Here is a 16685-nt window from a genome sequence, read left to right as displayed (position 1 = left end):
CTTGAGGTTTCATCTGATGAAGGTCTTCACTGCGTCGCGCAGCCTCTCGTTCTCGGAGTCGAGGAAGCTTTGACCCAGCTCATAGGCGCGCTGTACCTCGATCATCCGGGCGAACTGGCTGATCGGATCGACATTGGAATTCTCGAGAAAGCCCTGCACGATCCGTCCCGCCTCGGTTGGTTCAATGCCGCCCTCGGCGCGGAACATCACACCATCCTCGCGGGCGAGCCCGAACGGATCGGCCGGCAGATAAAGCCCGATCTGGGTCAACGGCCGGCCACCCGCGCTGACCGTGCCGTCGGCAGCCACCGACAAGTCGGTGACATCGGGCGGGATGAAGACCGGCGCGCCGCCGGCATCGAGCACCCGGAAGCCGTCATTGGTCACCAAGTCACCCGCGCCGTTGCTGGTGAAGTTACCGGCGCGGGTCAGCCGCTCGCCCTGCGGGGTCTCGACCAGAAAGAACCCATCGCCCTCGATCGCCAGATCGAGCGGACCACGTGTTTCGGTCAGCGTGCCCTGCACCATCGAGGTGTGGCGCACCGTGGCGCCAGCCATCGAGATTGACGGGCTATCACCAATTGCCGCAACGTGCTCGGAAAATACCAGCCCCTCCTGGCGGAACCCGGCAGTGGCCGCGTTGGCGATATTGTTCGCCACGATCCGCATCTCGCGCATCAGTCCGGATTGCCGCGACAGCGCGGTATAGCCTGCATTGTCCATGTCTCAGCCTCCTACGATCAGCGGCACGATCCGATCCTGAAAGAACGACACCAGCGTCTGCGCCATGAAGCCCATCGACATCCAAAACACGACGACAATGGCCGCCAGTTTGGGCACGAAGGTCAGCGTCAGTTCCTGGATCGAGGTCAGCGCTTGGAACAGCCCGACCGTGACGCCGGCAAGCAGCGCGACCGCCAGGATCGGAAACGAGGTGATCACAGCTACCCACAGCCCCTGCCGAACCGTGTCGAAGAAAATCGCTTCATCCATGATGGCGGCCTCAAACCGGCATTCGCAAGATTTCCTGATAGGCCTCGACCACCTTGTTGCGTACCGTTACCGCCGTCTCGACGGCCAGCTCGGTCTGCACCAGCGCCTGCACCAGCGCGTGGGGATCGGCATCGCCGGTCATCGCCGCTTGGGCGATTTCCTCGCTCTCTCGCAAAGTCCGGGTGAAGTCGCGGATCACGCCTGCCGCCGTCTCATCGGCTCCGGTAGCGCCTTCGGCGGCCCGGGTCGCCGGTTTCAGAGCCGCGTAATTTTGCTGTGCGTTGACCGCTCGAATATCCATTCTGGACCTCCTTTACCGCTTCAGTAGCTCCATCAGGCTCGACGACATCTGCCGTGCCTGGTCGAACATCTTCAGGTTCGCTTCGTAGCTGCGCTGCGCTTCGCGCGCGTCAGCAATTTCGATGATCAGGTCGACATTCGACCCCATGTAGTGCCCGGTCGCATCGGCCATCGGGTGCGACGGATCGTAGATCCGGTCGAGGTCGGATTGGTCGAGGCTGACCCGTCCGGTTTCGACACGCCCGACGCCATCGCGGCTGCCATCGAACACCGCCTTGAACGGCACCGACTTCCGGCGATAACCGGGCGTGTCCGCATTGGCGATGTTTTCGGACACGTGGCGCAGTCGCTGCGACTGTGCCTTCAACCCGCTGGCTGATACACCAAGCGCTTTCGAAAACTCACTCATCGCTTACGCCCCCCGACCCAGGCTGGTACGCAGGATGTTGAGCCCCGAGCGATAGATCGCGAGCGCGCGGTCATGCTGGCGCTTGACCGCGACTGCCTTCAGCATTTCTGCCTCCAGCGTGACTTGGTTGTCGTTTGGATTGGCCAGCGCATCTTTCGCCGCGACGATCTCGGGACGCAGCGATCCGTCCCGGCCGTTCAGGTGACCGGCCCGCGTGGCGCGCGTATAGAATCCACCCGTGTCGCGGCTCACCAGTTCGGCAAATGGAACAACGTCGCGGGCCTTGTATCCGGGGGTATCTGCGTTGGCGATATTCTGCGCCACCAAGGCCTGCCGTGTTCCGGCGTGTCTGGCCATCGCGGCGGCCACGCGGAAGATTTCGATTTTGTCGTGCATCGGGGCTTCTCCCTCGATCGGTTTCAATCAAGGCTTAACCCCGAATCCTTTAGAAACCGTTTTCAGAAGAATTTTGGAGAATCCGAAATGACAACGATCGAACTGTCCCGGCTGGGTGCCGAGATCGCATCGCTCAAAGCGGTTCGCGAGGTGGGCCGCGTCGTCGCTGTCGACGGCGGCCTTCTGCATCTTCGCGGGCTGGAGCATAACGCCCGCATGGGCGATCAGCTACAAGTCTATCGCCGCAGCGGCAAAACTCTGGGCGGCGAGGTGTTGCAACTCAACGCTGACGGCGTCGTGATGCTGCCCGATGCCGCACCCGAAGGCGTATCGCTCGGGGATCGAGCGGCACTGCACGAAGCCTCCACAATCTCGCCCTCGCCGGCCTGGATTGGCCGCGTCGTCGATCCGTTCGGCGTCCCGCTGGACGGCCGGCCGCTCTTGCGGGGCGAACGGCCGCAGCCCTTGCGCGCCGACCCGCCGCCACCGGCGACGCGGCATCCGATGGGCGCGCGGCTTGAGACCGGCATGACCGTCTTCAACACCATGCTGCCGATCGTCGAAGGTCAGCGCATCGGGCTTTTCGCCGGCTCCGGGGTCGGTAAGACCTCACTGCTGGCGCATCTGGCGCGCAACATGGAGGCCGACGTCGTGGTCATCGCCATGGTTGGCGAGCGCGGGCGAGAGCTGCGCGAATTCGTCGACAACGTTCTGGGCGAGAAGGGCATGCGGCGTGCCGTGGTGGTCGCCGCCACTTCGGACCAGTCGCCGCTGGTGCGCCGCCGTTGTGCCTGGGCCGCGATGGCGGTGGCCGAGTATTTCCGCGACCAGGGCAACCACGTGCTGTTGCTGGCCGATTCGATCACCCGCTTCGCCGAGGCCCATCGCGAGGTTGCCGTCGCCGCGGGCGAGTTACCCTCCCTGCGTGGCTATCCTCCGTCGACCGCTCACACCATCATGTCACTGTGCGAACGCGCCGGGCCCGGCGCGGCCCATTCCGGCACGATCACCGCAATCCTGACAGTGTTGGTGGCGGGGTCCGACATGGAGGAGCCGGTGGCCGACATCCTACGCGGCGTGCTCGACGGCCATGTCGTGCTCGACCGGGCGATTGCCGAACGCGGCCGCTACCCGGCCATCGACCTGTTGCGCTCGGTCTCGCGATCGCTGCCAGATGCTGCTTCCGATGAGGAGAATCAGACCATCGCCGAAGCGCGCAAGTTGCTCGGGGCTTATGCCCAGTCCGAGATGATGATCCGTGCAGGGCTCTACACTCAGGGCTCTGATCCGCACCTTGACCAGGCGATCAGAGCCTGGCCCGAACTCGACGCTTTCCTGGCCGAGAACGAGGCCCAGGACACGGCCAACAGCTTCAATCGGCTGCGCCTGATCCTGCGCCGCTCGGCGGCGCGTTCCGGCGCCACCGCAACCACGACCCACCGACCCGCTCCGCAAGCACCGGGGCTGCTTCCACCGCGGTCGGCGTCAGTCCCAAACCAAGCGGGACCCGGAGACGGCAGACGCACGCTACTCGCGGACCCGAGTTGAACTGAACCGGCTCAGAAAAGTCCTTGTCGCACGGGCGCTGCACTCTGCAACAGGGTCAGCGCGACGGAGCCCGCGGCGGTGGTCTGAAACCCGGCCAACTGGGCCCGTACCAGAAAGCGCTGCACCAGGTTTTCGACAGCCGCTTCGTCAGTGAATTGCGAAATCTCGCCATTCCCGAGCTGCCGCATGGCCTTGTCGCGGAAGGTGGTCAATTGCTGCTCAAGGTCGAGTTGGCCAAAGCCCGAAGGCAGGCCGAAGGCGGTTTCGAACACCCGCCGCAGGGGCTTGTTGCCCATCACCCGGAACCATTTCGTGTCTTCGGTTCTATCTTCCGCGGCCAGCGCCGCAAGCTCGCGCTTGGCATTGAGCGCCAGCCGCAGGGACTCATCCTGTTCACCCACCGCCACCTCGAACGACCGCAGTTGGTAAAGCCCTATGATCTCATCGGCAAAATAGGTCAGCTTGGTGCGCGGGGTGGCGAAGTCACCAAACCCAAAGGCCTTCGAAAACGCCTTGTAGCGATCGTCCGCCATCCGGTTGGCAAAGGCATCGGCGTCAGTCGTCCCCTCTTCCAGCATCTTGCGGACGAAAAAACGGTTGTCGATGTCATCCTGCAGGCCGTATGCCCCCAGCGCCACGGCCAACAGCCGCCGGTCGGCGACCAGCTGTTCGGCGGTGTCGATTGCGCCGATCATCTCGGCAAAATACGCGGTATCGCGCCGGGTATCACTTACGGCTTCGAAAGCCGCGGTCTGACGCTCGAGGGTGCGGTTCAGAAAGGTCCAGCCGACAAGGCCGCCCGTGGGAATGACGGGCTGAAACGCCATCACTGCACCCGGTGTGCCAGCAGTCTTTCTTCCCGCGGCAACAGCGCGCGCAACGCTTTCAGGCAGTGATAGAACTGGCCGTCCAACACCGCCTGCGTCGCCAGCCCGAGCTGGGTGCGGCTGTCATGATCGGTCAGGACCCGGCTCAGTTCCTCGATCCGGCGCAAAAGCGGCATTTTCGCGTCGTCCGGGGTGGCATCACCCGACAGCACCAGCTGCGCGGCATAACACACCCGGCGTACCGGCGTGGTCGCTTCTTCGGGATGGATCGCGTCACGCAGACGCAGGATATTGGCGCCCGGTGTCACGATCGACAGCCGCGACCGGCGGTCGCCATTTTCGATCACCGCGCCATTGATCAGAACCCGTTCCTTCGGGCCCAGTTTCAGAACCAGCCCGCTCATGTCTTTGGCCCCGTTCCGCGCAACCCCCGCATCATCGCGGCGTTGATCTCGACCAGCGGCGCGATGCTGGCGCCTTTCGACAACACCTTGCCGGAATAGTCATGCGTAAACTCTGCCAGATAGAAGATCCGTGCGCGTAGATCCTTGGACAGGGCGTTGTCGCCGTCGGCGACGTCAGCGGCCAGCATGGTCCAGAGCTGGCGGTTGTTGTGCAGCGCCTCGGCCAGGGCGGCAAAGCCGGCTTGTCCACGAGCCGCGGCGGCGCGCATCTTGTGGGTGATGCGGGCGAAAAGCTCGTATTCGGTGCCACGATCGGTCCGGATCGGCATCGCGCCGCGGGCATAGGCAGATTTTGCCTGGGTTTGGGAAATCACTGCTCGCTCCCTTGTTGCGTTGGGTATCGTACCGGATCAGGCCCGGGTTTTCAGAAAAGAAACCGGGGGCGCGGCGGCCGCGCCCCCGGGTCTTACTCTTACCGGAACAGCGAGAGCAGCGTCTGCGGCGTCTGGTTCGCAATCGAAAGCGCCTGAACGCCGAGTTGCTGCTGCACCTGCAGTGCCTGCAGCCGGGCCGATGCGGCTTCCATATCCGCGTCGACCATCGCCCCGATGCCCGATTTCATCGCGTCCATCACCTTACTCACGAAATCACCCTGATCGTTGAGGCGTTTCGCGGAAGCACCGAGCGCCGCCGCGCCATCAACAGCGGTCTGGATCAGCGTTTCCATGGCCGCGAGCGAGGTATCCGCTGCTGTCGCGGACGTGACATCGATGGTCGTGAGGTCGAGACTGGCTTCGAAGTCAACCGACGCGACGGTGATGTTGGCGGCCGTCACGGTGCCGCTGGCATCGCGGTCAAGCGACGAAAGCACGGTGATGTCGCCGCCCGCCGTGTTCAGCAGGTTGGCACCGTTGAACTGGGATGCTGAAATGATCGCGGTGATCTGGTTCTTGAGTTCGGTGACGTCGGCGTCGATCTTCGTGTGATCGACGTTTTCGCCGGTTGCCGCGACCACCTTCTCCTTCATCTCGTTGAACAGGTTGGTGATCTGCTCCGCACCGGCAGAGGCGACAGCGACGGTCGACTGGCCGAGTGACAAGGCATCCGATACGGCCCGGAAGCCGCTGACATCCGATTCCATTACTTTGGAAATCGCCCAGATCGCGGAGTTATCCATGGCTTTGCCGATGGTTTTCCCGGTGGAAATTTCATTTTGTGTTTTCGCAAGGTTCGCGTTCGTCGATTTCAGCGTTTGCAGCGCCACCATGGCACTGTTGTTGGTCAGAATACTGGACATGATTTCTTTTTCCTTCGGTCCTTGGGCGCTTTGCACCCGTTGCATATCCCGCCCACTCACCGGGACGGATCCAAAGTCGTTCTGACATCTGCAGCAGGAGGTCGCCCCGTTGCCGCGCCAGCCGGGTCATTGCCGGATGCGCGGCCAGCTTGGGCCAGCATGTGCTAACGAAGTCCTAAACCCGCACCGCCAACTGCCCGGCATTTTATCCGTATTGCAGCCATCGCGGGCCCGCCCCCGGTCAGGCCCGCTTTTCCATGTGGCCTGCGGTCACGCCTTCGATCGTGGTCTTGCGACCGGCTTCGTCATAGGTGTCGAGCGAGCGACGGATCCGGTGCAGCGCGCTCATTCGCCTGGCAACGCTTCGGATGCCGTCCAGTGCACTGTCCAAAAGCGCCTGGTTGCGCAATACCTTGCGCTGAAGCGCCGCGAGGCTCTCGCCTCCTGCATCGCCGTGGTTGTTCAGTGTGTCGATCAGCGCCTTCTTCTCGTCGAGCTGTCCGACCAGGAGGTCAAGATCACCTTCGAGCAGCGCCGCCCGTTCGCGGTCCAGCAGCCCGTCGAGCGCCTCGATCGTGTGTTGTGTCTTCTCAGAACTCATCGTTTTTCTCCTTCAGCGCCTGATAGAGGGATTCGGCCAGACCGATCCCACCCGACTTCACCATTTCCGTCGCCTGTGCCTGTCGCAGGAACGAGGCGAACTGCTCTTCCCCGGCACCGCCACCAAAGGCGCTGCGCACCTTGCCCAGACCAGCGGCCTTCAGCATCTCGGCCAGGAAAGTCGCTTCGAGTTTTTCCGTCGCAGCGCGCAGAGCACGGTCGTGATCCTCCGCAGCCAGCCGGAGGTGCGGCGAATGCGATTGGCCCGGCAACGGGCGCAAAGGTGAAAAATCGGTCACGGGATTGCCTCCAATTCAAAGGACTTTCCGGACTCTGCACAGATATCGGTAAAGAACCGGTAACCGGGTCTGTGGATACTGCCGGCAACCGGAAGAAATCCCGAGGTCGCCATGGCAGCAAACATGATCCAGTCCGTTCCTGCCCGTATCCTGCCGGAAGGGGCATTGGCGCCGGTCACCCCGGTGGCGGCGCAAAAGGGTGAGGCGGTCTTCGCAGAAATCTTCTCCGCGCTGTTGTCCGAAGCATCGACTGCTCCGCAACCTGACACGCCGGACGCGCCCGATGACCTATCCGATCGCAACGCTCCCGATTTGGCTGCGCTTCTGTCATCCCTGCCCGACGACGTGGCGCGCCACCTCGCCGCCGTGCTTGCCACCGACGGCCAGGGTCAAGCCGAACTGATCGATCGTGTGCTCCAGATCCTTTCACACGATCCCGGCAAGTCGCATCCGGCCGTCCTCGGGCGAACGCCGGATGCGTCCGAAGCGGCCCCGTTGTCCCAGTACGCGTCGCAGCAGGGCGCTTTCGGCATGGTGGCGGCCGCGGCATCGCTGCCCGTGACGCCCTCGGACACGCCTATCCCGCATCCTCGGCTGACCGATGCCATTGGCAGCGCGCGTCCCGGGCCCGCTCATAGTCCCCGTCCCATGCTTCAGGAGCCTCGCCCTGCATCGGCCAGCGTCGCTGAACTGCTTCCGCCCCGGTCCGGCACAACGCCGCCTACGGCACCGGAGCCTACAGGAACCATAGGGAAAGCTGACATGGGGGCGTCCGTGCAGACCGCCATGCCGACCCTTGCACCTGAGACTTCCCGGATCGACCCCCGGCTTTTGGCCCACAGCCAATCCCGAACCATTTTACCGATCCACGCGGCCGATATCGCCCCGCAGACCGCCGCAGCAGATCGAGGAACCACAGATCCGCCGTTGGACGGCCGCGCCGCCGCGCAGAACCAGAGTCCGGTGCGGCCGCCAAACCTGCCGGGTACTCTGCCGCGGCCACCTATGCCGGCGGTCGCGGTAACACCTCCTTGGTCAGCAACCACCGCCAGAGACCAGGCCGCCCCGACGACGATCCAGTCGTCGTCCGAACGCCAGGTCCCGCCGGCAGGCCCCCAACCCGCGTTCGCGATCGCGCCGCAAACTCAGGTCGCAATCCAGCTGCCGCCGCACTTCCACCGCGTTCCACCGACGCCGCCGCCAGCGTCGGCCGTCACCACCGTTCCGGCGCCGGAAACACCCCCCAGGGTCACGCCGCAGAACCTGCAGTCACCCGCGACCACGCCCGGCAACGATTTCATGCCGATGCCGGTCCGGATCACGTCCCCGTATCTTGCGCGTTCCCGAACGCACGTTGTCGCCCCGAGCCGGACCGTCCCACCCATGATAACCGGCACGGACGCGGCAACGGCGGCGACTGGCAGTAACCGTTCGGACGCCCCACTGGCCGCACTGGGTTCAAGCGATCCCGGACAAATCGTGCCGGCCACCCCGAACCCGATGATTGGCACGGTGGGCCATGGCCCCGCATCCGGATCAACCCTCACCCGCCATATCGCGCAGCAACTCGCCACGGCGGCGCCGCACGCAAGAGATCGCCCCGTCGAACTGGTCCTCAACCCAGAAGAGCTCGGCCGGGTTCGGTTCATGCTGGTTCAGGGAGAGGGCGTGATCACCGTCTCCCTTCAAGCCGAACGCGGGGACACGCTCGATTTGTTGCGTCGCCATATCGCGCAACTCGAAAACGAGTTCCAAGACCTCGGGTTCAGCGACATCCGGTTTTCCTTTGGGACCGCCAGCCAAGACGGCCGGCACCCGCAAGCCTCGCCCGACCGCGAAGATGCAACGACGCTAGGTTTCAACCACGCCCCTGACGAGCCCGGCATCGATACCGACACGATCGCCTCCCACCTGACCTCCACTCGCGACACCGGCAGCCTCGACCTGCGCCTCTGACAGAAACGAAAGGCCCGACATATGCCCGCTCCCATTCCCTTCGCACCCTCCGCCGCCGCCGCGGCCGCAACTCAAAATGCCACCGCGTCAGCCGCGGCCGGCAACCGCCTGATCAGCTCGGATTTCCAGACCTTTCTGGAAATGCTCACCGCGCAGATCACCAACCAGGATCCGCTGAACCCGATCGACAGTTCGGACTACGCGGTGCAGCTTGCCACCTTCTCCTCGGTCGAACAGCAGGTTCAGACCAACGACCTGCTGACCGGCTTGATCGCGCAGATGTCCCAATCCGGCATCAGCGAGCTTGCCGGCTGGGTTGGGATGGAGGCTCGCACGGCCGCCCCGGTCCATTTCGATGGCGCCCCGATTACTCTCTCACCGCTGCCGGCGATCCTGGCCGACGAGGCCTGGCTGGTCGTACGCGACGCAACCGGTACCGAGATCAACCGCACGCAGATCGGTCTCGACGGGGCAGAGATCACCTGGGCGGGGGCAGATGGCTTCGGCAATCCATTGCCCGACGGCAGCTACATGTTCGAAGTCGAAAACCACGCCAACGGGTCACTGCTCGGCACCACCCCGGTCGAGCATTATGCCATGGTCAGCGAGGCGCAGAATATCGACGGCAACCTGATCCTGGTGCTCGATGGCAGGGTACAGGTCTTCGCCTCCGACGTGATTGCCCTGCGCAACCCCACCTAACTCCAACGTCCGCCAGGCAAACGCCCCACCGCTTGCGGCACCGGCCGGGTTGAAAATCTGTTACGGCTCGCGTAACCCGCAGAAACGCCCCGGTGCCGCTTTGCCGGGGCAACGACCTGCGAAAGCCGCTGACGATGCTGCCCAACCCCCAGGCCGACCGCCACGCAACTGCCACGCTGCAAGGCGACCTGATCTCGCGCGGCGTTCTGCCAATACGAAGCCGTCTGATCCCGCTCTCCGGAGGGCGCACCAACCGGCTATGGCGCGTCGAGACTGTATCTGGAACCCTGGTCGTGAAACTCTACACCGACCGCGGCGACAACCCGCTTTTCGGCAATGATCCCGGGGCCGAAGCCCGAGTGCTGTCCCACCTCGCCGAGACCGGGCTGGCGCCACAACCAGAAGCCGCCGTGACCACTCCGCTGGGGCCAGTGCTGATCTATCGCTATGTCGCGGGAACGACCTGGCGCCACGATCCCGTACCGGTGGCGGAAACCCTGGCCCGGCTGCATGCTCTGCCGCCGCCCACCGGTTTGCCCACGGCGCCCGACGGCAGCGCCGCGCTGGCCCGCCAGACCGACGATATCCTCGCCCGCTGCCCCGCCGACGCCGCCAAAAACCTGCGCCGCCATGCCCCACGCGGTGTGGTGCCGCCCTCGGGCCTAACCGCTCTGCTGCATGGCGACGTGGTGCCGGGCAATCTCGTCTGCGGTCCCGCCGGCGTCACACTGATCGACTGGCAATGCCCGGCCCGCGGCGATCCGGTGCATGACCTGGCCGTCTTCCTTTCCCCCGCCATGCAACAAGCCTACCGGGGCGCGCCGCTGACTCGAGCCGAAACCGAGCGCTTCCTAGACGCCTACGGCGCACCCGCCACGGTCGCCCGTTACCGGTCGCTGGCGTCGTGGTTTCACTGGCGGATGGCGGCCTATTGTCTGTGGCGAAGTATACGCGGCAGCATCGACGACCATACCGAGTTCGATCTGGAACTGGCTTGTCTCGTGGGTTGAAATCCACGTTCATCATCTTGAATCCCACCCTGGCCGTTTGAACCGACTGTTACACAAGGGTAAATCTCTACCCGATCATGTCTCCTGCCAGGGTCCGCGCGCCATTTGTTGCAGCCCAGCAACAACTGCGAGCCATTCCTGCGCGCGGGATCGGGCGCCCCATAATCCTTTTGTGTTTTATTTTTTGATTTCAATATTTTACATGGTCTCTGCGCAAAGATCGAGCAGCCCCCTGATCGCGCTGCATTTCCACCAATTTCTGTTCCAACGGCGTAGGATCTATGCAATATTGCCCTTGGTCGCGCCGATTTCGGTCGGCTTAACTGTGGTTTGGAGAGAATTATGAAGAAGCTTTCGACCTTGGCAGCAGCTGCTGCTCTGGCCGCAGCAACCGCTGCACCGGTTGCCGCAGAAACCAAGAATGATCCGTTTGTCTCGACTCAGGGCGCCCTGGGTGCCGGTGCCGGCATGGCAATTGCCGGCCTCGTCTCCGTGGTCGTTCTGGTCGCCGCATCGAACGGCACCTGATTTTCGTTCCGGTTTCGCACCGGATCGAACGAAAAATGCAAAGCGGCGGTCCTCGGGCCGCCGCTTTCGCTTTGCGCCGTTCAGACTGTGGCTCGGGAGCAGCGGGAGCAGGACGCCCCGTGTCGCTGCACCTATCTCAGCAGTTGAAGCGCGATATATCCGTTGGCCTCTCCCAGCCACTGCCGCGACGCCAGCACGCGGCCACGGCCGTCCACGAGATAGCTGTTGGAAAAGCTCTTCCCACCGGACATGCTGCAGATTTCCGACATCTCGGTCACCAACACGTTCTGGATCGTGCCGCTGCTCACTCGTTTCTGGCCGCCCCGCGCGATCCGGCAATCCGACGCGATCTCGACCGTGTGGTTCTCACCGTCAAGATAGCGCATCACACGCCGGCCGGTCCCGGCCTTGCGCCCGGTGACCAGCGCGGCAACCTGGCTGACGGACGACGACATGATGTCATTGCCCAGCCCGCGCGTCGCGGTCACCAATCCCTGCGCCGTGGTCACGGTGCGCCGGTCCGAGGTGCCCCAGGTCCGGTAGGCCCCGTTGGTCTCGATATTGGCCAGAATGGCCGTCGCCTGCCGCTTCTCCACCACTGCCAGCGCCAGCGGCAGATCGGTCTGCGCCAGCGACGCCTGAACCGCCGCCGCGGTCTGCTCCGGAGCCATCGCAGACATGGTCTGACCCGAGTTCTGCGACAGGCCCTGCAGCACCGACTTGTACACCAGCCCCTGGTCGGTCTCGTTGCCACAGCCGGCCAGCGCTGCGACAGCGGCCAGCGCGGCCAGCCGGGCAATCTTCCGAAGCACCGTCATCTCCAGAACCTCCCCCAGGTCTTCGCCACGTCCGTCTGATGCGTGCTGCGCACCGCCTCGTAGAGTCGCCCATTCACGCTCACGCGCGCCCCACCATTCCGGGTCAGCGACTGGATCACCACGTCGTTCTTCTTCTTCGAGGGAGTGCCGATCGACCAGCTCAGCGGCAGGGTGATGCGAATGCCCTTGTCAAACGAGCCCTCGCCGAAAGCCGCCGACGACACATTGGTCTTGGTCACATAGGCTCCCACGCGCCAGCCATTGCCGAACTCGCGATCCAACGCCACGGTCGCCCCCCAGTCGCCGGCCAGATAGCGGCCCATGTCGAGCTGCCCGTGAAAGCCGTTGCCGAAATCGTAATAGGCCGAGACATGGCCGTTGACCTCGGGAATCCGTCCCATCGGGGTCACCGGACTGCGCAACCCGAACAGCATGTCGTAGTCCCGCGGCCGCACGACGTTCACCTCGGCGCCGATGGCGAGCCGGCTCGAGGTGGGTTTCCACAACACCTCGCCCGAGACACCGCCATACATCGGTTCGAGATAACCCGCTGTCACCCGGCTATACCAATCCTCGCCCAGGCGCCCGTAATGCGCCAGCGTCAGGTATTCGATCTTTGGATCGTTGCCCATCGCGTACAGCCGTGAGTCCGACCGCACAGGCGGCAACGTGCCCGGCCCCGCACCCGTGCGTCCCGACGGCGCCGCATCGAGGTTGCCGACCAGCTTCACGCTGACTGCTCCCGAAGCCACCCAGCCCGGCGCGATATGATAGTCACCCTTCAGCATCAGCCCCGCATCGGCCTTCACCGGGTTGTCGGGGTCGAACACGCTCAGCTTGGCAAAGGGTCCGAGGCTCCAGGACAGCCGCGGATAGGTGCCCGGAACCGGGTTGATCCCGTCCCACGCCCCGGCGCCGCCGCTGAAGGCCACGCGAGACAGCATGTTCCCGGCCGGTGCGTTTTCCAGCGCCTCGACATCGCTGCGCGTCATCGTCACGGCGCCGGTCGGCATGCCCTTGTAGGTCTGAACGATGGTGAATTCTTCAACCGAGTCCGGCAGGTTCCGCGTCAGAACCCGCGCCGCCCTTCCAAAGCCCTGCGCTTCGATATCATAGCGTGGGTTGCGCAACACCACGCGCACCCGGTTGCCTTCCAGCTTCATGCCTTCCAGAACCATACCTTCCTTTGCCATGGCCCCGGCGACATCTTTCTGCACCGCGTCGGTCTTGCCCGGCTCCACCGTCCAGCCCAGGTCGCGGGCCGAGAACTTCGGCCGCACGGCGACCGGCAGCGGCGCCGTCTCCTGCCCCCCGGGCACCGGCGCGCCTTTGAGATCCGTTGCCAGCGACACCTTCACCCCGAAGGTCGATCCGTGCATGTAATAGGCCCCGACGCTGACGGCGCGGTTCACCTGGTAGTCGAACCCGAAGTTCCACGGGCTCTTGCGGGTTAGAAGGTTGGCACCCGGGTCCTGCCCGCCGCCCGTTTCTTCCACATAGGCATCCGAGGAATACTCAGCCTTGAAGCTCAGCCGGTCATTGGCCTGAAAACTCACCCCGCCGAAGGCCGCGACCGGCCCGCGGAACCAGCGGTCATAGGTCGGAATCCCGCCAGACCCGATGGTGTCCGACGGCCGCGTGCCCATGGTGGTAAAGCTGTTATAGCTGCCCAGCCGGCCCCAGCCGACCCCACCGGTTACCCGCAGGCGTGAACCAATGGTCTTGGTCGCCACGACGTATTCACCGGAATAAAGCCCGGTGCCGATGAGATCGCGCAACCCGACAGCGACGCCCGGGCGGTACTGGCCTTCCTCGATCAGCTGATAGCGCAGGTCGAAACTGCGGTCGTAATATGTCGCGTTCGGATACGCCGTCGGCAGGCCCCGGTCCGGCCGGTAGTCGGACAGCGCCGAGTATCGGAATGAACCAGTCAACCGCGGCATCACCTGGAAGGTGAGCGTGGTCTTGGTCGTGTTCCCTGAATGCGAAACCGTCGTCGCCAGTTCGCCATCCGGCGCCATCTCGGCCGTCGGCATGTCGATCAGCCCGCCTGGCGTGCCGTACATGTTTTTCGACGATGTCACCAGGCTCTCAGGGGTTGCCGTTACCGGCACCAGGGCGAGAGTCCCGATCATCGCTGCTGAATAGCGCACCCGCATTTTTTCGTGTCCTGCCACTCGATGTCCTCATCCACACTTTAGGTAAAAGCGTTGGCATTGAACAGTTGAGATATCGGCGACGCGCCGCCGACGTTCTTCTATTGTCACAAAATTGCCAGTTCCTGCCAACCGCCCGGTGACCCGGCGGCGTCACACTGCGGCAAACAGCAGCCCCGCTCCACCACCAAGTAAGACGCCAACCAGCAACCACAGGACCCACCAGAGCTGGGGTTTTGATTTCTTCTGCGGGGTATCCAGCTCGCTCTGCCGGATCAGCATCGCCTCGACCATGCCGGGCAGGCGCGGCCCGAACCGGGCCAGCACCCGGGCGGTTTTCGTCAGGTCGCGCAGCACAGCCCGTGGCCCGATCGACTGCTTGATATAGTCCTCGACGATCGGCTTGGCGACTTCCCAGATGTTGAGATGCGGGCTCAGCGACCGCGCCACGCCTTCCACCACAACCATGGTGCGTTGCAGCAAGATCAGCTCGGTTCGCGTCTCCATCCCGAAACGTTCCGTGACTTCAAAAAGATAGCTCAGAAGTCGCCCCATCGAGATCTGGCTCGCATCCATCCCGAAGATGGGCTCGCCCACGGCCCGCAACGCCCGGGCAAACTCGTCCACATCGCGGTCGCCAGGCACGTAACCAGCCTCGAAATGCACCTCGGCCACGCGCTTGTAATCGCGCTGGATAAAGCCGAACAGGATCTCGGCATAGACCCGGCGGGTATACTCGTCGATATAGCCCATGATGCCGAAATCATAGGCGATGATGTCGCCATTGGCGGCCACCTTCAGGTTGCCCTGATGCATGTCGGCGTGGAAAAACCCGTCGCGCAACGCGTGGCTCAGGAACAGCTGCAGCACCCGCTCGCCCAGCGCCCGGCGATCATGGCCCGCGGCATCCAGCGCGGCGTTGTCGCCCAGCGGCACGCCCTCGGCCCAGCCCATCGTCATCACCCGGCGCGCGGAAAATGCCCATTTCACATCCGGCAGGCGAAAGCCCGCATCATTCGCGGTATTGGCAGCAAACTCGCTGGCCGAGGCGCTTTCCAGCCGCAAATCCAGCTCGCCCTTCACCACACCTTCGAAATGGGCGATCACGTCGCGCGGTTTCAGCCGACGTGACGCCGGGCTGAGAAACTCGATCATGTCGGCAGCAAAGTAAAACGCGTCCACGTCGCGTTGAAACGCCCGCTCGATCCCGGGCCGTAGCACTTTCACAGCCACCGCTTCGCCCGTGTCTTTCAACCTTGCGCGATGCACCTGCGCGATCGACGCCGCCGCGACCGGCTCGCTGAACTCGTCGAACACCTCGCTCACCGGCAGGTCCAGTGCCTCGCGCACGCTGGCCTTGGCGATCTCGGTCGGAAACGGCGGCAGCTTGTCTTGCAGCACCCGCAGTTGCACGGCCAGATCATCGCCCACCACGTCGGGCCGTGTGCTCAGCACCTGGCCGAACTTGATATAGGCCGGCCCCAGCGCGGTCAGCGCCCGCGTGGCCGGCGGCATCGACGTGTCGCCCTTCTCGCCCAGCCACTGGAACGGCCACACCAGCCCGCGCAGCACCATCCGCATCAGCCGCGGCGCGTCATAGGCATCCAGGATCACCTTCATCGCCCCGGTCCGCTCCAGTGTCGCGCCGGTGCGAATGAGCCGTATGACGTTATGCGGCCCTCTCAAAGCTTCCAGCCCGAATGCAGACAGGCAATGCCCATCGTCAGGTTGCGGTACTTCGCCTGTTCGAACCCCGCGTCCTTCACCATCTGCAGGAAGGTCTCCTGATCGGGAAACTTGCGAATGGATTCAACCAGGTACTGATAACTGTCGCGGTCATTCGCGATCACCTTGCCCATCTGAGGGATGATGTTGAAGGAATAGAGGTCATAGACCTTCTGCATCATCTCATTGGGGATCTGGGAAAACTCCAGCACCATCAGTCGCCCGCCGGGCTTCAGCACCCGGAACGCCTCGCTCAAAGCCTCCTGCGGACGCGTCACGTTCCGAATGCCAAAGCTGATCGTGTAGACGTCGAAACTGTTGTCGGCAAACGGCAGCGCCATCGCGTCGCCTACCACCCAATCGAGGCTGTCGGCCATGCTCGCCGCTTCCGCCCGCTTGCGCCCTTCGACCAGCATCGGCTCGGTCAGGTCGAGCACCGTGGCATGCCCATGCCCTGCGCGCTTCAGAAAGCGAAACGAGATGTCCCCGGTGCCGCCCGCGACATCGAGCAGCGTCTGCCCCGGTCGCGGCGCCAGCCAATCCATCATCGCATCCTTCCAGATGCGATGAATGCCCATCGACATGACATCGTTCATCACATCGTATTTCGAGGCGACCGACCCGAACACCCCCTGCACCCGCCCGGCCTTCTCGGCCTCCGGGATATCCTGAAATCCGAAATGCGTGGTCTTTTCGGTCATTTGGCTTGCCTTCACG

General features: G+C 63.9%; 20 protein-coding genes. 5 read left to right on the top strand and 15 right to left on the bottom strand.

Features of this window, described 5'->3' with window-relative positions; genetic code table 11:
* Positions 1-9: 9 nt before the first annotated feature.
* From NO357_RS11595 to NO357_RS11575, 5 genes are read right to left on the bottom strand one after another with little or no spacing between them, the layout of a single operon-like run.
* Positions 10-723, bottom strand: a complete 714-nt coding sequence (locus NO357_RS11595) for a flagellar hook-basal body complex protein (RefSeq protein ID WP_306735834.1) — start codon at positions 721-723, stop codon at positions 10-12.
* Between the two features lie 3 nt (positions 724-726).
* Positions 727-993, bottom strand: a complete 267-nt coding sequence (locus tag NO357_RS11590) for a flagellar biosynthetic protein FliQ (RefSeq protein ID WP_376744373.1) — start codon at positions 991-993, stop codon at positions 727-729.
* A 10-nt stretch (positions 994-1003) separates the two neighbouring features.
* Positions 1004-1294, bottom strand: coding sequence for a flagellar hook-basal body complex protein FliE (gene fliE, locus NO357_RS11585; RefSeq protein WP_306735833.1), 291 nt, complete (start codon positions 1292-1294; stop codon positions 1004-1006).
* Between the two features lie 12 nt (positions 1295-1306).
* Positions 1307-1702, bottom strand: a complete 396-nt coding sequence (flgC, locus tag NO357_RS11580; protein WP_306735832.1) for a flagellar basal body rod protein FlgC — start codon at positions 1700-1702, stop codon at positions 1307-1309.
* A 3-nt stretch (positions 1703-1705) separates the two neighbouring features.
* Positions 1706-2098, bottom strand: a complete 393-nt coding sequence (locus NO357_RS11575) for a FlgB family protein (protein ID WP_306735831.1) — start codon at positions 2096-2098, stop codon at positions 1706-1708.
* Between the two features lie 87 nt (positions 2099-2185).
* Here NO357_RS11575 and NO357_RS11570 point away from each other — a divergent pair, with 87 nt between their 5' ends.
* On the top strand, positions 2186-3646 hold the full coding sequence (locus tag NO357_RS11570; protein ID WP_306735830.1) for a FliI/YscN family ATPase: 1461 nt from the start codon (positions 2186-2188) through the stop codon (positions 3644-3646).
* A gap of 11 nt (positions 3647-3657) precedes the next feature.
* Here NO357_RS11570 and NO357_RS11565 read toward each other — a convergent pair whose 3' ends face one another.
* The 6 genes from NO357_RS11565 to NO357_RS11540 all read right to left on the bottom strand — a co-directional run bounded on the left by NO357_RS11565 (position 3658) and on the right by NO357_RS11540 (position 7013).
* On the bottom strand, positions 3658-4473 hold the full coding sequence (locus NO357_RS11565; RefSeq protein ID WP_306735829.1) for a DUF1217 domain-containing protein: 816 nt from the start codon (positions 4471-4473) through the stop codon (positions 3658-3660).
* Complete coding sequence (gene flbT, locus NO357_RS11560) at positions 4473-4877, bottom strand: flagellar biosynthesis repressor FlbT (RefSeq protein WP_306735828.1); 405 nt, start codon at positions 4875-4877, stop codon at positions 4473-4475. Before flbT ends, NO357_RS11565 begins: the two co-directional genes overlap by 1 nt.
* Positions 4874-5251, bottom strand: coding sequence for a flagellar biosynthesis regulator FlaF (gene flaF / locus NO357_RS11555; protein WP_306735827.1), 378 nt, complete (start codon positions 5249-5251; stop codon positions 4874-4876). The genes flbT and flaF overlap by 4 nt, the downstream gene beginning before the upstream one ends.
* A 98-nt stretch (positions 5252-5349) precedes the next feature.
* Positions 5350-6174 carry a flagellin N-terminal helical domain-containing protein gene (locus NO357_RS11550; protein ID WP_306735826.1) on the bottom strand — a complete coding sequence of 275 codons (825 nt, stop codon included), beginning with the start codon at positions 6172-6174 and terminating at the stop codon, positions 5350-5352.
* Positions 6175-6415: 241 nt separating this feature from the next.
* Positions 6416-6775 (bottom strand): flagellar biosynthesis protein FlgN, encoded by a 360-nt coding sequence (locus tag NO357_RS11545; RefSeq protein WP_306735825.1) that lies wholly within the window; start codon positions 6773-6775, stop codon positions 6416-6418.
* Complete coding sequence (locus NO357_RS11540; protein WP_306736183.1) at positions 6765-7013, bottom strand: rod-binding protein; 249 nt, start codon at positions 7011-7013, stop codon at positions 6765-6767. Before NO357_RS11540 ends, NO357_RS11545 begins: the two co-directional genes overlap by 11 nt.
* Positions 7014-7196: 183 nt before the next feature.
* On the opposite strand from NO357_RS11540, the gene NO357_RS11535 reads away from it, so the two are divergent.
* From NO357_RS11535 to NO357_RS11520, 4 genes are all read left to right on the top strand, one after another.
* On the top strand, positions 7197-9029 hold the full coding sequence (locus tag NO357_RS11535) for a flagellar hook-length control protein FliK (protein ID WP_306735824.1): 1833 nt from the start codon (positions 7197-7199) through the stop codon (positions 9027-9029).
* 21 nt (positions 9030-9050) lie between these two features.
* Positions 9051-9731, top strand: coding sequence for a flagellar hook capping FlgD N-terminal domain-containing protein (locus tag NO357_RS11530; RefSeq protein ID WP_306735823.1), 681 nt, complete (start codon positions 9051-9053; stop codon positions 9729-9731).
* 134 nt (positions 9732-9865) lie between these two features.
* Positions 9866-10741 (top strand): phosphotransferase family protein, encoded by an 876-nt coding sequence (locus tag NO357_RS11525; protein ID WP_306735822.1) that lies wholly within the window; start codon positions 9866-9868, stop codon positions 10739-10741.
* A 342-nt stretch (positions 10742-11083) separates the two neighbouring features.
* Positions 11084-11269 carry a hypothetical protein gene (locus NO357_RS11520; protein ID WP_306735821.1) on the top strand — a complete coding sequence of 62 codons (186 nt, stop codon included), beginning with the start codon at positions 11084-11086 and terminating at the stop codon, positions 11267-11269.
* Between the two features lie 131 nt (positions 11270-11400).
* On the opposite strand, the gene NO357_RS11515 is transcribed toward NO357_RS11520, so the two are convergent.
* The 4 genes from NO357_RS11515 to ubiE all read right to left on the bottom strand — a co-directional run bounded on the left by NO357_RS11515 (position 11401) and on the right by ubiE (position 16669).
* Positions 11401-12087 carry a YjbF family lipoprotein gene (locus NO357_RS11515; RefSeq protein WP_306735820.1) on the bottom strand — a complete coding sequence of 229 codons (687 nt, stop codon included), beginning with the start codon at positions 12085-12087 and terminating at the stop codon, positions 11401-11403.
* Complete coding sequence (locus NO357_RS11510) at positions 12084-14264, bottom strand: YjbH domain-containing protein (RefSeq protein ID WP_306735819.1); 2181 nt, start codon at positions 14262-14264, stop codon at positions 12084-12086. Before NO357_RS11510 ends, NO357_RS11515 begins: the two co-directional genes overlap by 4 nt.
* A gap of 132 nt (positions 14265-14396) precedes the next feature.
* The gene (gene ubiB, locus NO357_RS11505) at positions 14397-15929 is read right to left on the bottom strand and encodes a 2-polyprenylphenol 6-hydroxylase (protein ID WP_306735818.1); all 1533 of its coding nucleotides are present in this window, start codon (positions 15927-15929) and stop codon (positions 14397-14399) included.
* Positions 15926-16669 (bottom strand): bifunctional demethylmenaquinone methyltransferase/2-methoxy-6-polyprenyl-1,4-benzoquinol methylase UbiE, encoded by a 744-nt coding sequence (ubiE, locus tag NO357_RS11500; RefSeq protein ID WP_306735817.1) that lies wholly within the window; start codon positions 16667-16669, stop codon positions 15926-15928. The genes ubiB and ubiE overlap by 4 nt, the downstream gene beginning before the upstream one ends.
* Positions 16670-16685 lie beyond the last annotated feature (16 nt).

Origin of the sequence: Marimonas arenosa, assembly GCF_030848945.1 — a bacterium.
GTDB lineage: Bacteria > Pseudomonadota > Alphaproteobacteria > Rhodobacterales > Rhodobacteraceae > Marimonas > Marimonas arenosa.
The sequence above is the reverse complement of the archived record's forward strand: the minus strand, read 5'-3'. Positions and strand labels throughout refer to the sequence as shown.

Bases quoted from the DNA above. Each gene is read 5' to 3' on its own strand.
- NO357_RS11595 (WP_306735834.1), bottom strand. From the start codon at position 723: ATGGACAATGCAGGCTATACCGCGCTGTCGCGGCAATCCGGACTGATG.
- NO357_RS11590 (WP_376744373.1), bottom strand. From the start codon at position 993: ATGGATGAAGCGATTTTCTTCGACACGGTTCGGCAGGGGCTGTGGGTA.
- fliE (WP_306735833.1), bottom strand. From the start codon at position 1,294: ATGGATATTCGAGCGGTCAACGCACAGCAAAATTACGCGGCTCTGAAA.
- flgC (WP_306735832.1), bottom strand. From the start codon at position 1,702: ATGAGTGAGTTTTCGAAAGCGCTTGGTGTATCAGCCAGCGGGTTGAAG.
- NO357_RS11575 (WP_306735831.1), bottom strand. From the start codon at position 2,098: ATGCACGACAAAATCGAAATCTTCCGCGTGGCCGCCGCGATGGCCAGA.
- NO357_RS11570 (WP_306735830.1), top strand. From the start codon at position 2,186: ATGACAACGATCGAACTGTCCCGGCTGGGTGCCGAGATCGCATCGCTC.
- NO357_RS11565 (WP_306735829.1), bottom strand. From the start codon at position 4,473: ATGGCGTTTCAGCCCGTCATTCCCACGGGCGGCCTTGTCGGCTGGACC.
- flbT (WP_306735828.1), bottom strand. From the start codon at position 4,877: ATGAGCGGGCTGGTTCTGAAACTGGGCCCGAAGGAACGGGTTCTGATC.
- NO357_RS11550 (WP_306735826.1), bottom strand. From the start codon at position 6,174: ATGTCCAGTATTCTGACCAACAACAGTGCCATGGTGGCGCTGCAAACG.
- NO357_RS11545 (WP_306735825.1), bottom strand. From the start codon at position 6,775: ATGAGTTCTGAGAAGACACAACACACGATCGAGGCGCTCGACGGGCTG.
- NO357_RS11535 (WP_306735824.1), top strand. From the start codon at position 7,197: ATGATCCAGTCCGTTCCTGCCCGTATCCTGCCGGAAGGGGCATTGGCG.
- NO357_RS11530 (WP_306735823.1), top strand. From the start codon at position 9,051: ATGCCCGCTCCCATTCCCTTCGCACCCTCCGCCGCCGCCGCGGCCGCA.
- NO357_RS11525 (WP_306735822.1), top strand. From the start codon at position 9,866: ATGCTGCCCAACCCCCAGGCCGACCGCCACGCAACTGCCACGCTGCAA.
- NO357_RS11520 (WP_306735821.1), top strand. From the start codon at position 11,084: ATGAAGAAGCTTTCGACCTTGGCAGCAGCTGCTGCTCTGGCCGCAGCA.
- NO357_RS11515 (WP_306735820.1), bottom strand. From the start codon at position 12,087: ATGACGGTGCTTCGGAAGATTGCCCGGCTGGCCGCGCTGGCCGCTGTC.
- ubiE (WP_306735817.1), bottom strand. From the start codon at position 16,669: ATGACCGAAAAGACCACGCATTTCGGATTTCAGGATATCCCGGAGGCC.